Source organism: Serratia sp. ID 25-353 (genome assembly GCF_054792795.1).
Window position 1 is genome coordinate 3527738 of the sequence record NZ_CM139236.1, and the last position, 14844, is coordinate 3542581.

The 14844-nt window shown below is 58.8% G+C and carries 13 protein-coding genes; 2 read left to right on the forward strand and 11 right to left on the reverse strand.

Going from position 1 to position 14844, the window contains the following annotated elements; translation table 11 throughout:
- Nucleotides 1-4: 4 nt before the first annotated feature.
- The 5 genes from carA to pvcA all read right to left on the reverse strand — a co-directional run bounded on the left by carA (nt 5) and on the right by pvcA (nt 5917).
- On the reverse strand, nt 5-1153 hold the full coding sequence (gene carA, locus ACYF6X_RS17055; RefSeq protein WP_048232622.1) for a glutamine-hydrolyzing carbamoyl-phosphate synthase small subunit: 1149 nt from the start codon (nt 1151-1153) through the stop codon (nt 5-7).
- Nucleotides 1154-1623: 470 nt separating this feature from the next.
- A complete protein-coding gene (dapB, locus tag ACYF6X_RS17060) occupies nt 1624-2445 on the reverse strand; it encodes a 4-hydroxy-tetrahydrodipicolinate reductase (protein WP_130017876.1) in 822 nt (273 codons plus the stop codon).
- A 263-nt stretch (nt 2446-2708) separates the two neighbouring features.
- Entirely contained in the window at nt 2709-3968 is a 1260-nt protein-coding gene (locus tag ACYF6X_RS17065) for a glycosyltransferase (protein WP_130017899.1), read from the reverse strand.
- 24 nt (nt 3969-3992) lie between these two features.
- Complete coding sequence (locus ACYF6X_RS17070; RefSeq protein ID WP_107226743.1) at nt 3993-4856, reverse strand: TauD/TfdA dioxygenase family protein; 864 nt, start codon at nt 4854-4856, stop codon at nt 3993-3995.
- A gap of 95 nt (nt 4857-4951) precedes the next feature.
- Complete coding sequence (gene pvcA, locus ACYF6X_RS17075) at nt 4952-5917, reverse strand: L-tyrosine isonitrile synthase (RefSeq protein WP_063991437.1); 966 nt, start codon at nt 5915-5917, stop codon at nt 4952-4954.
- Nucleotides 5918-6108: 191 nt separating this feature from the next.
- Between pvcA and ACYF6X_RS17080 the strand changes: the two genes are divergently transcribed.
- On the forward strand, nt 6109-7035 hold the full coding sequence (locus tag ACYF6X_RS17080) for a LysR family transcriptional regulator (protein ID WP_063991438.1): 927 nt from the start codon (nt 6109-6111) through the stop codon (nt 7033-7035).
- 274 nt (nt 7036-7309) lie between these two features.
- On the opposite strand, the gene ispH is transcribed toward ACYF6X_RS17080, so the two are convergent.
- The 5 genes from ispH to ribF form a co-directional block, all read right to left on the reverse strand.
- Nucleotides 7310-8263 (reverse strand): 4-hydroxy-3-methylbut-2-enyl diphosphate reductase, encoded by a 954-nt coding sequence (gene ispH / locus ACYF6X_RS17085; protein ID WP_107226742.1) that lies wholly within the window; start codon nt 8261-8263, stop codon nt 7310-7312.
- A complete protein-coding gene (gene fkpB, locus ACYF6X_RS17090; protein WP_063991440.1) occupies nt 8244-8714 on the reverse strand; it encodes an FKBP-type peptidyl-prolyl cis-trans isomerase in 471 nt (156 codons plus the stop codon). Before fkpB ends, ispH begins: the two co-directional genes overlap by 20 nt.
- A 1-nt stretch (nt 8715) precedes the next feature.
- The gene (gene lspA, locus ACYF6X_RS17095) at nt 8716-9225 is read right to left on the reverse strand and encodes a signal peptidase II (protein WP_063991441.1); all 510 of its coding nucleotides are present in this window, start codon (nt 9223-9225) and stop codon (nt 8716-8718) included.
- A 13-nt stretch (nt 9226-9238) separates the two neighbouring features.
- A complete protein-coding gene (gene ileS, locus ACYF6X_RS17100; RefSeq protein WP_063991442.1) occupies nt 9239-12055 on the reverse strand; it encodes an isoleucine--tRNA ligase in 2817 nt (938 codons plus the stop codon).
- Between the two features lie 156 nt (nt 12056-12211).
- Nucleotides 12212-13150, reverse strand: a complete 939-nt coding sequence (gene ribF / locus ACYF6X_RS17105; RefSeq protein ID WP_063991443.1) for a bifunctional riboflavin kinase/FAD synthetase — start codon at nt 13148-13150, stop codon at nt 12212-12214.
- A gap of 390 nt (nt 13151-13540) precedes the next feature.
- On the opposite strand from ribF, the gene rpsT reads away from it, so the two are divergent.
- Nucleotides 13541-13804 (forward strand): 30S ribosomal protein S20, encoded by a 264-nt coding sequence (gene rpsT, locus ACYF6X_RS17110; RefSeq protein ID WP_033637053.1) that lies wholly within the window; start codon nt 13541-13543, stop codon nt 13802-13804.
- 71 nt (nt 13805-13875) lie between these two features.
- Here the strand turns inward: rpsT and nhaR are convergent, their stop codons facing one another.
- Nucleotides 13876-14775 carry a transcriptional activator NhaR gene (gene nhaR / locus ACYF6X_RS17115; RefSeq protein ID WP_004932962.1) on the reverse strand — a complete coding sequence of 300 codons (900 nt, stop codon included), beginning with the start codon at nt 14773-14775 and terminating at the stop codon, nt 13876-13878.
- Nucleotides 14776-14844 lie beyond the last annotated feature (69 nt).

The following is a 14844-nucleotide window of genomic DNA, read 5'->3' on the forward strand; positions in this document are numbered from 1 at the left end:
CTGATTATTTGGCGTTAGAACGGTAAGTCTCAATCAGTTCGATGAAGTGATCGAACAGCGGCGCGGCATCGTGCGGGCCTGGGCTGGCTTCCGGGTGACCCTGGAAGCTGAACGCTGCTTTGTCGGTGCGGTGAATGCCCTGCACCGTGTGGTCGAACAGCGATTTGTGCGTGACGCGCAGGTTCGCCGGCAGGTTGTTTTCATCGACGGCGAAGCCGTGGTTCTGCGCGGTGATCATCACGGTGTTGTTGTCCAGATCCTTCACCGGGTGGTTGCCGCCGTGGTGGCCGAGTTTCATCTTCATGGTTTTCGCCCCGCTGGCCAGCGCCAGCAGCTGGTGGCCCAGGCAGATGCCGAACACCGGAATGTCGGTTTCCAGGAACTGTTTGATGGCGGCGATGGCGTAGTCGCACGGCTCCGGGTCGCCCGGGCCGTTGGACAGGAAGATGCCGTCCGGATTCATTTTCAGCACCTCGTCGGCCGGGGTCTGCGCCGGCACCACGGTCAGGCGGCAGCCGCGATCCACCAGCATGCGCAGGATGTTGCGCTTGGCGCCGTAGTCGTAAGCCACCACGTGGAACGGCAGTTCCGCGGCGGTTTTGGCTTCAGGCAGGTCACCTTCAAGCGTCCAGCTGCCTTGCTGCCAGCTGTAGGCCTCTTGGGTGGTGACCTCTTTCGCCAGATCCATACCCTTCAACCCCGGGAAACCTTGCGCCTTGGCCAGGGCCAGCGCGGCGTCCGGCGAGTCGGCGGCGATGATGCAGCCGTTCTGGGCGCCCTTCTCGCGCAGCAGGCGGGTTAATTTACGGGTATCGATATCGGCGATTGCCACGATGTTGTGACGCTTGAGGTAGTCGGACAGGCTTTCTTCGTTGCGGTAGTTGCTGGCGATCAGCGGGAGGTCACGAATGACGAGGCCTTGGGCGTGTACTGCGGAGGATTCTTCGTCGGAAGCATTGGTGCCGACATTGCCGATATGAGGATAAGTAAGAGTAACGATCTGGCGGGAATAGGAAGGATCAGTGAGGATTTCTTGATAACCGGTCATCGACGTATTGAAGACCACTTCCCCCACTGCCGTTCCCTCTGCCCCGATGGCCCGACCGTGGAATTGGGTTCCGTCTTCCAGAACCAATAGCGCTGACTTTATCAAAACATCCTCCGAGGAATAATCAATCACAATATTTGCATATTAATTCAGATATCGCGATCTAAATCAATGCAAAAACCGTCCGCGAGGCCAATTTTTGGCAAATTGGGCGCATTTTAATGATGAGTGCTCGGCTTGTCTACCCAAACTGCCGTTTTTTGTTTTATTTTTGCAGTTCTCGGCGCTCATGCGGCTTGAGCGGCGATAAAAACACAGAAAACCGGGGCTGGAAAACGGTTGCGGGAAAGAATGACGGGAAACGGTGCCAGAATGGGCTCAAAAAGACGCTAAAATGAGACTCAGCGGATAAAAACGGGACGATCAGCAAGATAAACACCAACAAATAACAATCAAAACAACAAAGTCTTACCAAAGCCTCATTTTTCATGTTAAAAAAAAGGACAATAAAATTATTGTCCGATTATCATAGAATTATGATCAATACAACCACATCACGATGGTATGCAAATCAATTATAATTGGTCAAGATTCAACACATCTCGCATATCAAACAGACCTTTATCCCGGTTATGCAACCAGCTAGCCGCGCGCACCGCGCCGCTGGCAAAAGTCATCCGGCTGGAGGCCTTATGGGTGATTTCCACCCGTTCACCGATGTCGGCGAACATCGCGGTGTGTTCGCCGACGATGTCGCCGGCGCGAATGGTGGCAAAGCCGATGCTTTTCGGATCGCGTTCGCCGGTATGGCCTTCGCGCGCATAGACCGCGCAGTTTTTCAGGTCGCGCCCCAACGCGCCGGCGATCGCTTCGCCCATGGCCAGCGCCGTGCCCGACGGCGCATCCACTTTGTGCCGGTGGTGCGCCTCGACGATTTCGATATCGCTATAGTCGCCCATTACCTGCGCGGCCTTCTCCAGCAATTTCAGCACCAGGTTGACGCCGACGCTGAAGTTGGCGGCGAACACGATGCCGATATGCTGCGCCGCATCGCGGATCGCCTGTTTGCCGGCGTCATCGAAGCCGGTTGTGCCAATCACCATCGCCTTGTGGTGCGCCACGCAAAAATCCAGGTAGCCCCGGGTGCTCTCCGGGCGGGTAAAGTCGATCAAAACATCGAACTCGCTCGCCACCTTCTCCAGACTGTCGCTCACTTTGATACCCAGCGCGCCAATGCCCGCCAGTTCGCCGGCGTCGACGCCGACCAGGCTGGAGCCAGGACGCGACAGCGCCGCCCCCAATAACACGCCTTCCGCCTGCTGCACCGCCTGGATCAACTGACGGCCCATCCGGCCGCCGGCGCCCGCAATCGCAATGCGGATTTGTGAATCACTCATGCTTGCTCTCTTCTTGATTTGACGCCTATCCCATTAGGCTATCGATTCAGGGTAACCGCCCCGCTTCAGCGTCGCCAGAGGATTCATTTCATAATTAGAAAATTATGATATTCCCCCGTTCTCATCAGCGGCGCTGTCGTGAGATTAACATTCAACCGATTTGGCGGCCTGCGACGATTGTACATAATCATGCAGTTTCCATGGCAAAAAAATGCATAAAAAAGGCGCCGAAAACGGCGCCTTAGGAAGGGAGAACGGCGAGGTCAGGCGGTAATGGCCGCCACTTCGTTGGCGATCGCCGTCAGCGCGTCGTGGCGGGCATAATCCTCACGCACCAGCGCCGCGCGTTGGCGATAGATCGGCTGTTGCAGAATGCGCATCGCCGCCGCCAGGATCTGTTCGGCGGTCGGTGTGCTGGTATGCAGACTGATGCCGCAGCCGGCGGCCACCACGCGCGCGGCCGCCTCAAGCTTGTCCTCACCGGTACCGGCGACGATCAGCGGCACGCCGCTGTCCAGCGCAGCGTTGATCGAGCCGTAACCGCCGTTGGTGATCAGCAGCGCCGCCTCCGGCAGCCAGCGTTCGAAGGAGATAAATTCCCGCACTCTGGCATTGCCCGGCAGCGCGTCCATCAGCCCTTCCGTCGCCCGCCCGCCGGTGGTGGCCAGCACCCGCACCGGCAGATGCGCCAGCGCTTGCAGCGTCGGCACGATCAGCTGATGCAGATCGACATTGGCCAGCGTGCCCTGAGACACGATCACCAGCGGCCGACGATCGTCCGCCTCCCACAGCGTCTCTTCCGCCGCCGGCTGGCCGCCTCTGCGCAGCGGACCGACGAAGCGCACGCCGCTCGGCAGATCGTCACGCTCATATTCCAGCGCCGTGGTAGCCAGCTGCAGGAAACGCTCGCAGTCGCCGATCAGCGCGTCGGTGAACGGGCGATCCAGCGCCCGCCCGCCCGCCTGCACCAGCGCCGCATCGAAGCTCTGCTGTACTTCATCGAGCAGCACGCGCGTTTCTTCATCCACCAGCTGCTCACGGGTCAACGCCTGCGGCAGCAGCGCCGGCGGGATACGCGGGCCATAAAAAATAGCATCGCGCGAAGAATACGACAGCGGCGTGACGCCGATACCGAAGACCGGCGGCCGCTCGGCGGACTGCAGCAGCGGCAGCACGCCGTAGAAGCAGTTCTCCACCATCAGCAGATCGGTCTTTTCGGCAGCGATGGCCGCACGCAGTTGCCGATCCAGCAACGGGATCGGTGCGGCGAAGAAATCCTTCAGCGCCAGCGCCATCTGCGCATTGCCCGGCGGCAGCGCGGCGCGCGCCGGAAAGTGCTCTTCCAGGTGGCGATAATCGAAATCCACCTGCGCGTCGAATGGCACGAAGTTTGCCCCAGCCGCCTCAGCGCGTTCGCGAAACAGCGCGCCGGTCATCACTCGCACCTGATGCCCTTGGGTAATCAGGTGGCGAGCGATAGCCAACATCGGGTAGACGTGCCCCGGAGTGGCGACCGCCGCCATCAGTATCCTTGCCATAATGCTCCTTTACGCTTCTGCGTTGGCCGGCTTCAGCGCCAGATTGGCGCACACCGGGTTGCTCTGAATATGCACGCGCTGCAAATGACGCGCGGAACGGGCGGTAAAACCCTCACGGCCGTGCAGCAGCGAGAAGTTGTCCGCCACCACCACGTCGCCCTGCTGCCACTGATGGGCATAATAGTGACGCGGATCGTACAGGTGCTGCTGCAGAGTGTGATGGAACTGTTCCTGCTGTTGTTCCGGCACGCCGTGGTATTCCAGCGCATGCTGATTGAGGAATTTTTTCCCCTCCGTCGGCGGTTCATTGTAGCGCATGATCAACCCCCTGCCGTTCGGGTGCTGCACCACCAGTGGCGAACAGACTTCGCCGCCGTAATGCACCACCTGCTTGATGCGGTAGGTGATCGACACCGACAGCCACTGATCCAGCAGCACTTCGTCCGCATTGGCCAACAGCCGCGTGGTATCGACGAAGGTAGTGCACCCGCCTTCGTCCTGCGACGGCGCCGCCACGCAGTGGAACAGCTGGAACTCGGGGATGGTCGGCTTATACATGCCATCCCAATGCAGCGGGACGTAGCTGCTGTCGAAAATATGATCTTTGGCGTCCGGATGCTCCTTCACGTCCAGCACCGCACCGAACGGCCACATCATGATCTCGCCCCACTGCTCGGCGTAGCGAGTCAGGACTTCCGCCTCGCTGAAACCGGAGTCGAATCCACGCAGCACCAGCAAGTGATGTTCCTGCGCCAGCGCCCGCAGCGCCGCCACCGGCAGTTCGCCGATCTTTTGCCCCGGATGCTGCGGCGTCAGGATCGCGCCAAACGGGGTATTCGGTTGAATATGGCAATTAAGCGGTTGGTTGTTCATCGGTGATTCTCCTTGCATCGAATGTGCTGCTCACACGGCAACGTGCCGTCAAAAAAGCCCCCGCAGGATATCGGGGGCAAAAGCCCGCAGCGGCCTCAGGCCACCTGCGGTTGTTCGATCAGGTAATGGCTCGGCGTGCCGCGGATTTCCACCAGTTCGCCGTCCAGGCTCTGCGCGTCTTTACGCTTCATCAACACGAACTGGCCGTTCACGTTGGCCGCCACACCGTGCCACGGCGTCAGCCAGTCGTCTTTGGTCGGCATCATGTGGATGCCCATTTTCAGGCTGTCGACCGGCTGCGGGTGAATCGACAGGCGGATCGCCGCCGGAAAATGCTGCGCCAGCAGGTTGCCCCAGGCCCAGCTGCGTTGGATCACCCCGCAGGCGCGCTGCTTGGCGTCTTTCTGCAGCGCGGCGTTGGAACCGCTGTAGCCCGGCAGTTGGCTGTCTTCATACAGGAAACGCGTGATGGCGCGGTACAGCAAGAGGCCCTGTTCGTCCTGCATCAGCTGTTGCTTGATCGCCTCTTCCGATTCGGCGTAGCCCTCCACCAACAGCCGGCGCAGCAGATCGTAATCATCGGTATGCTCCGCCAGGCCTTTGACGTCGCCGAGGTTAAACACGCTCAGGTGCGTCGCGCCCACTTCATGCAGCAGGCTTTCAATCTCACGCTGATAGTGGTTGATCGCGTCGTCGCTGACGCGGATCAGATCGCCGAACACGTGGCCATCGGAGCAGATAACGATATGCGCCCCCGGCGGGTAATAGAGCTGAATGCGCTGGCACAGCGAGTTGAGGAAGATCAGCGACAGCCGCTCCGCCATGTCCGGCACCGCACCGATCACCTTGTTGGTGTTGGGCGACTTGGTGGGAAAGGCCGGCAGCACGAATTCGATACGTTGCTCGTTTTCGATGAATGCCCGAATGCGCGGCAATTGCACCTGAGTGACCCGCCGCTCTTCTTCGGCGATCGAGGTGTCGTCGCCGGGGAAACGGCGGCGGTATTGCAATAATTCACGTAGGATCTTTAACGATATTTCTTCTTTCTGAGCGCTGTCCACAATGAGCTCCTGTTGCGATGTGGCGCGGGTGTATTATTGATAAGCGCAATAAGATTTATCAAAAAGAGAAAAAATCCCTGCAAAATAATAATCAGCCCGGCGTTTATATGCTTCAGGCAATATAGAAGAGATGGTGCTATATTATTAGCCCGTATAATTCACAATCTTGGTTAAGTTGTGCTTAACAAACTATGAGCAATATTTTAAAACGCATGGCCATTTTCTCAAAAGTGGTCGATTGCGGCGCATTCAGCATGGCGGCAAAAGAATTGGGCATGACGACCTCCGCCGTCAGCCAACATATTCGTCAGCTGGAGGAGCATCTGGGCATTCAATTACTGCTGCGATCGACGCGTTCATTGAGTCTGACCGAAGCAGGATTGTGTTTTTATGAGGATTGCCTGCTGATGATCCACGCCGCCGAACGTGGCCAACAACGGATCGCCGCATTGCGCGGCGAGCTGGTCGGCGAACTGCGCGTCGCCACCTCCACCGAATTCGCCACTCACTATCTGGTGCCGGCGCTGCAAAGCTTTCTCGACGAGCATCCTCGGCTCACGCTGCGGCTGGAGATCCACGATGAGAAGATAGACCTGATCGCGCAACGCATCGATCTGGCGATACGCGGCGGCGTGCTGGCCGACTCCAGCTACGTTTCCACGCGGCTGGCGCGCTGCCGCGAAGTGTTGTGCGCCTCGCCGGCCTACCTGGCACACCACGGCGTGCCGGATTCGCCGCAGGCGCTGAGCCATCACCACTGGGTGACCTTTACGCCGCTCGGCAACCCGCAGTTTGTCCGTCTTATCCATCGCAACGGCGGTGAACACCGCATGCGCATGACCGGGCGTTTGTTCACCAACAGCGGTATGGCGATGAAGGAGTTGGCGCTGACCGGCAAGGGTATCATTCGCAATTTCTTCGCCAACGTTGAACGTGAATTGCGCAGCGGTGAATTGATTGAAATATTACCCGATTGGCGGTTACCGGAAATTAATTGCTATGCCATTATGCCGCGCAGGGAGATCCAGCCATTAAAAGTCAGACGGTTGCTGGAACATATGAAACTCTATTTGCAGGAGAAGGGATTAACCGCCGTAGAACATATTCGGCAGGAATAAAATAAGAAACATCTGCAACATCTATTATTGTAATTATTGTAATCACCTTGCCAACACCGGGCCCTATTTAGATTGCAGCCTAATGATATTCTTATTAATGACTTTTCGCCAGCCTATATAATTAATCACACCGATGTTACTTCAAATACTCAGAATAAATTTGACTTTAGTTAGCAGAAAATTTGAATATGCATGAAGTGTTATTTTTTTATGCGGCACGTTTTCCAAAAAAAACGGGAAGCCTAAGCTCCCCGTTGTCATCCACCGGCGTATGTCAGTCTATCTGCCGAACATCCACGCGCAGCTCTTTAGGCACTTCAAACACGATGTTCTCTTCACGCCCGCTGATTTCATGCACGTCCAGGCCCCCCAGCGCTTTCAGGCGAGAGATCACCTCCTGCACCAGCACGTCCGGCGCTGAGGCGCCGGCGGTAACGCCGATATTGCGCGCTTCGCTCAGCCAGCCTTCCTGAATATCCGCCGCCGAATCGATCAGATAAGCCGGTTTGCCGACGCGCTGCGCCAGTTCCGCCAGACGGTTGGAGTTGGAGGAGTTCTTCGACCCCACCACCAGCACCACGTCCGCATCGCCGGCCAGGTTACGCACCGCTTCCTGACGGTTGGTGGTGGCGTAACAAATATCATCCTTGCGCGGGCCGATAATGCTCGGGAAGCGCTGACGCAGCGCGTCGATCACGTCCGAGGTATCATCAACCGACAGCGTGGTCTGCGTCATGAAGCACAGGTTGTTTTCGTCTTTCACCTGCAGCTTCCACACGTCTTCCGGCGATTCGACCAGATACATGCCGCCCTTCGGGTTGCTGTACTGGCCCATGGTGCCTTCCACTTCCGGATGCCCGGCGTGGCCGATCAGGATCGCTTCGGTACCGCGGCGGCTGGCGCGCGCTACTTCCATATGCACCTTGGTCACCAGCGGGCAAGTGGCGTCGAACAGCATGGTCAGATCGCGCGCCTTGGCTTCGGCGCGCACCGCCTGAGAAACGCCGTGCGCCGAGAAGATCAGGATAGAGCCGTCCGGCACCTCGGCGATCTCTTCGATAAACACGGCGCCGCGCTCACGCAGACTGTCGACCACGTAGCGGTTGTGCACCACTTCATGCCGCACGTAGATCGGCGCGCCATACAATTCCAGCGCGCGTTCCACGATGCTGATCGCACGATCAACCCCGGCGCAGAAGCCGCGCGGGTTAGCCAGCAATATTTGCATGCGTCTCCTCCTGCTGCGGATCGATCTCCAGTACTTCAATATCGAAGGTCACCGGATGGCCCGCCAGCGGATGGTTGAAATCAACGGTGATTGAATCCTCCGCCACCGCGCGCACCACGCCGGGCATTTCACTGCCGTCGATGGCGGTAAACAGCATGATGGTGCCCACGTCCGGCACGCCGGTTTCCGCGAAGTCGCGGCGCGAGAAGAACTGGACCAAATCCGGGTTCTCCGCGCCGAACGCCGCTTCCGGCTGCAGGGTAAAGGCGCACTTGTCGCCCGCGCGCAGGCCGAGCAGTTGCGCTTCCAGCGGCGCCGACAGGCTGCCGTCACCCAGGCGGAACAGCGCCGGCTTGCCGCTGTTGCGGGTGGATTCGGCGGTCGAACCGTCTTCCAGTTTCAGCGTAAAGTGAACCAGCACCGCGCTGTCACTGATAACCTGAGCCGTCATATTACTCACCTTTACTCTTTGCGCCTTTGTTCGCCGGCGACAGGAAACCTTCCAGCACGATCATCGCCGCGCCCACGCAGATAAAGCTGTCCGCCAGATTGAAGGTCGGGTAGTGCCAGTCACCGACGTAGAAGTCGATGAAATCGACCACGAAACCGTGCCACAGGCGATCGAACAGATTGCCCAGCGCCCCGCCGATAATAAAGGCATAGGCGATGTTGTTCAGCTTCTGCTGCGCCGCGCTGCGGTACATCATCACCAGCAGCACCGCAACGATGGCGATGGCGATGCCGGCGAAGAACCAGCGCTGCCAGCCGCCATGGTCGGCGAGGAAGCTAAACGCAGCGCCGTAGTTGCGCGCGTAAAACAGGTTGAACGACGGGATCAACGGCTGGGACTGGCCCAGCGTAAAGTTAGCGAGGATCCACTGCTTGCTGCCGAAATCCAGCGCCAGCACCGCCACCACAACCCACAGCCAACGCAGGCCGGTCGAACAAATTGATTTACTCATCAGGCGCGAATTCTCAGGCAAAGTTACGCTTCTCGCCGTCACCGGCGACGTTGCTCACACAGCGGCCGCAGATATCTGCGTGCTCCGCCACCAGGCCGATATCGGTGGTGTAATGCCAGCAGCGCGGGCACTTCTCACCCGGCGCCGTGCTGAAGGCGATCTTCAGCCCTTTCAGCAGCTCAGAAGCCTGCGCGTCGGCCGGCGCATCCGCCAATGGCGCAACGCTTGCCGCAGAGGTCAGCAGCACAAAGCGCAGCTCATCCTGCAGGCTGTTCAGGCGTGCCGCCAGCTCGCTGTCGGCATACAGCGTCACCGCCGCTTCCAGCGAACCGCCGAGGCGTTTGTCGGCACGCGCCTGCTCCAGCACCTTGTTCACTTCACCGCGCACTTTCAGCAGCTCGGCCCAGAAAGCGTCGTTCATCGGCTCGCCTTCCGCCAGCCCGAACAGGCCGTCGTACCACTCTTCGGTGAACACGTACTGCGCGCGTTTGCCCGGCATGAAGCCCCAGATCTCGTCCGCAGTGAACGACATGATCGGCGCCATCCAGCGCACCAACGCTTCCACGATGTGATACAGCGCGGTCTGGCAGCTGCGACGAGCGACGCTGTCGCTCTTCGCGGTGTACTGACGATCCTTGATGATATCCAGGTAGAAGGAGCCCATCTCGACCGAGCAGAACTGCATCAGACGCTGCACCACTTCGTGGAAATCGTAGTTGGCGTAAGCCTGTTCGATATCCTGCTGCGCAGCCAGCGCACGGCCGACCGCCCAGCGATCCAACACCACCATGTCTTCCGGCGCCACGCAATCGGTGCTCGGCTCGAACCCGTTCAGGTTGGCCAGCAGGAAGCGCGCGGTGTTGCGGATGCGGCGATAGGAGTCGGCGGAACGCTTGAGGATCTCGTCGGAGACCGCGATCTCGCCGGTGTAATCGGTCGATGCCACCCACAGACGCAGGATGTCGCCGCCCAGCTTGTTCATCACGTCCTGCGGGCTGACGGTGTTGCCGATCGACTTGGACATCTTGCGGCCCTGGCCATCGACGGTGAAGCCGTGAGTCAGCACTTCTTTATAAGGCGCCTTGCCTTTCATCGCGGTGGAGATCATCAGCGATGACATGAACCAGCCGCGGTGTTGGTCGGAGCCTTCCAGATACATGTCGGCGCTGTGGCCCTGGAACTCAGGACGCACGTCAACCACAGAGGCATGGGTGGAACCGGAATCGAACCACACGTCCAGCGTATCCGGCACTTTCACGTAGTCGGCGGCTTCCGCGCCGAGGATGTCGGCCGCGTCCAGATCCCACCAGGCCTGAATGCCGTCTTGCTCGACGCGCTTGGCCACTTCTTCCATCAGCTCAACGGTGCGCGGGTGCAGCTGCTCGGTTTCTTTGTGCACGAACAGCGACATCGGCACGCCCCAAGTGCGCTGACGCGAGATGCACCAGTCCGGACGATTGGCTACCATCATTTCGATGCGCGCCTGGCCCCAATCCGGGATCCACTGCACGCCTTTGATCTCTTCCAGCGACTGCTGACGCAAGCCTTTCTGATCCATGCTGACGAACCATTGCGGCGTAGCGCGGAAGATGATCGGCGTCTTGTGGCGCCAGCAGCACGGATAGCTGTGCAGGAACTTCTCGACGTGCAGCAGCGCGCCTTTCTCACGCAGCAGGTCGACGATCAGATCGTTGGCCTTGAAGACGAACTTGCCGTCCAGCAGCGGGTAGGTGCCGGTCAGGTAGCAGCCGTTTGGCCCTACCGGGTTGGCCACTTCCAGGCCGTATTTCTGGCCGATCACGAAGTCGTCCGGGCCGTGGCCTGGCGCGGTGTGCACCGCACCGGTACCGGCGTCCAGCGTTACGTGCTCGCCGAGGATCGCCGGCACGTCGAAGTCCATGAACGGGTGTTTGAAGCGCAGCAGCTCCAGATCGGCGCCTTTGCAGCTGCCCAGCACCGTCCATTCGGTGATGCCGGCGCGTTTCATCACGCTTTCCACCAGCTCGGCCGCCAGGATCAGGCACTGGCCGTCAACCTGCACCAGTTGATAGGTGAAGTCGGGGTGCAGCGAGATCGCGCGGTTGGCCGGCAGGGTCCACGGGGTGGTGGTCCAGATAACCAGAGAGATGGCGCCGCTGAAGTGGCTCACGCCGAACTTGGCCGCCACGGCAGCCGCGTCGGCCGCATGGAAGCTCACGTCGATCGACGGCGAAGTCTTGTCGTAGTACTCCACTTCCGCTTCCGCCAGCGACGATCCGCAGTCAGTGCACCAGTGAACCGGCTTGGCGCCTTTCAGCAGGTGGCCGTTGCTGATGATCTTGCCCAGCGCGCGGATGATGTTGGCTTCGGTTTTGAAGTCCATCGTCAGGTATGGACGATCCCAGTCGCCCAGCACGCCCAGGCGGATGAAGTCCTTCTTCTGGCCTTCAACCTGCTCGGCCGCGTACTCGCGGCACTTCTGGCGAAACTCGGCCGCCGTCAGCTTCTCGCCCGGCTTGCCGTACAGCTGTTCAACCTTCAGTTCGATCGGCAGGCCGTGGCAGTCCCAGCCCGGCACATAAGGCGAGTCGAAGCCGGCCATCCCTTTCGACTTGATGATAATGTCTTTGAGAATCTTGTTAACCGAGTGACCAATATGAATGCTGCCGTTCGCATACGGAGGACCGTCATGCAAAATGAAGGTTTTTTTGCCCTTTTTGGCAGTACGAATAATCCCGTACAGATCCTGTTCATACCAACGTTGCAGCATGCCAGGCTCGCGCTTGGCGAGATCGCCGCGCATCGGGAACCCTGTTTCCGGCAAGTTCAGGGTATTCTTGTAGTCACTCATGAGATTCTCGTTTCCGTTTTCGGCTATTTACCCGTCACACTTCAAGCTGCATCTTTGTCGGCCGCCCTTTCTTACCCGAATCACTTGCCAGTGCAAGCTCATCGGGGTTCGCGCGGTTGCCGCCGCGATGCAACTCGAATTGTTTAGGGTAAACGATTAAACCAGTGTTTTTAACCCGAAGAACTTCCGGGCCGTCACCACATCATTGGCGATTTGCTGCTTCAGGGCATCGAGCGAAGCAAACCGTTGTTCATTGCGCAATTTTGCGCGAAGCACCACCTCAATATGGCGCCCATAAAGATCCATTGTGACATCCAGCAGATGCACTTCCAGCTGCTGGCGCACGCCGGCGACGGTCGGGCGCGTACCGATATTGGCCACGCCCGGCAGCGGCTGCGGCCCCAGGCCGTACACCTCCACCGCATACACCCCTTTCACCGGCGCCACCAGGCGCTTGAGCGGCAGGTTGGCGGTCGGAAAGCCGATGGTGCGGCCCAGTTCATCGCCGTGCACCACGCGCCCGGAAATGCTGTACCGGTGGCCCAGCAAGGTCTCCGCCAACGGCAGATCGTCCTCGCTCAGCGCGGTGCGGATCGCGGTGCTGCTGATGCGCCGATCGCCTTCGCGGAAGGTCGGGGTGCTAACCACTTCGAAGCCGTACTCTTTTCCGGCCTGCTGCAATAGCGGGAAATCGCCCTGGCGCCCGGCGCCAAAGCGAAAATCATCCCCAACCATCAGGAATTTGACGCCCAGTTTTTCCACCAGCAGCTCGGCGACGAACGCCTGTGCGGTGTTGGCGGCAAAACGCGGATCGAACTTGACGCACAGCAGGTAATCGACGCCCGCCTGCGCCAGGTAGTTGGCCTTGTCGCGCAAGCGCGTCAAGCGGGCCGGCGCCTTGTCTGCGGCGAACATCTCCAGCGGCTGCGGCTCAAAGATCATGACCATCACCGGCAGCCCGAGGCGTTGCCCTTCTTGCTTCAACTGCTCCAGCAACGCCTGATGACCGCGATGCACGCCGTCGAAGTTGCCGATGGTGAGCACGCAACCATGGTGGCGCGCCCGGATATTGTGAATGCCGCGAATTAGCTCCATAGCTGGCTCAAAACAGTGGAAATCGGCGGATTATACCTTGTACAGCCGGTAAGGTTAACCCGCGATTGGTGCCTTTATGTAATAGACATACCATACCGGAGATAATCTGTGCGTGAAACGGCTTCGCCGCAGTTTATCCGGCGCCGCCGGGCCGATTCTCGACCGTGGCCAACGGCTTGCATCCGCCGCGGCAAAACATTGGCGAATTTTCTCGCGAAACACTGTATTCCCAAGAGCGAAGCTGGTAAAATCCTGCGCCATCACAACGTAGCGAGTGCCGCCTGTACAAACGGCGCTTATTTGCACAAATCCATTGACAAACGAAGGCTAAAAGGGCATATTCCTCGGCCTTTGAATTGTCCTCAATAGAATATATTTGGGAGTTGGACCTTGGCTAATATCAAATCAGCTAAGAAACGCGCCGTACAGTCTGAGAAACGCCGCAAGCATAACGCTAGCCGTCGCTCAATGGTGCGTACCTTCATCAAGAAGGTAGACGCAGCTATCGCAGCTGGCGACAAAGAAGCAGCACAAACTGCATTCCTGGTAATGCAGCCACTGGTGGACCGTCAGGCAGCTAAAGGCCTGATCCACAAAAACAAAGCAGCGCGTCATAAGTCAAACCTGACTGCACGCATCAACGCAATGCAATAAGCATTTCGTTATCTGCTTGATAAAAAAACCGGCTCAGGCCGGTTTTTTTACGCCCTGCGTTCAGTGAACCGCTAGCAGGAAAACAGCGCCGAGAAGTCTTTGTTGCATACGCGCTGCACCGCCGGATGCTGGATCATGCGCTCGGCAAAGATGATGTAATACTCCTCCTGCACGCTGTCAATGCGCCCAATCTCCACCACGTTGTCATCGTTGTAGGTATCCTGCGCATACAGCGTCGGCGCCACGAAGATCGCATTGTGGTACATGCCGAAGGCCTTCATCAGCGCCGCATCGTCGAACTCGCCCAAAATCTCCACCTGAATGCCCTGCGTATTGAACCAGTTGAGCAGCTTGCGCCCCAGCATCGAGCGGCGGCCGGGGATCAGCAGTTTGCGCTGCTCCAGACAAGCCGGGAACGGCAGCTCCGGCGCCGGCTGGCGACAGAAGAAGCTGATGCCGCACTCGCCCAGCTTCAGCGAGAACAACCCTTCCTGCTGGCTGGAGTCCACCGGGCAATCCGACAGGATCATATCCAGCTTGTGCTGGCTGAGCTGCTCCAACAGCATCTCGTGCGTCGATTCAAAACAGCGCAGGTGGATCTGTTCGTTGTCCACCACCACCGCCGTTTCCAACACCTGGCTGACCAGACGCTTCGACAGCGCGTCCGCCACGCCGACGTCGAACAGCAGGTTCGACTCTTTACGGTAGTTGACGATATCCAGCATTTCCTGGCTGAGCATAAACATCTTGTCGGCATAGCGGAACACCAACTGCCCCAACTCCGAAGGCACCAACCCGCGTCCCTGGCGTTTGAACAGCTTGCCGTCCAACCGCTCTTCCAGCGCTTTGATCTGGCCGGTGATGGTTTGCGGCGTCAAAAACAACGCTTCGGCGGCACCGACCACGGAACCGGCCTTGCAGACCTGCCAGAAATAGTAAAGGTGATTAAAGTTGATATGCGACATCCTCACGAGCGGCTCTCCTTAACAACGTTTCGCAGCGGCAAACGGTGTGCCGTGACGAGCGACAAACTTCCTTTC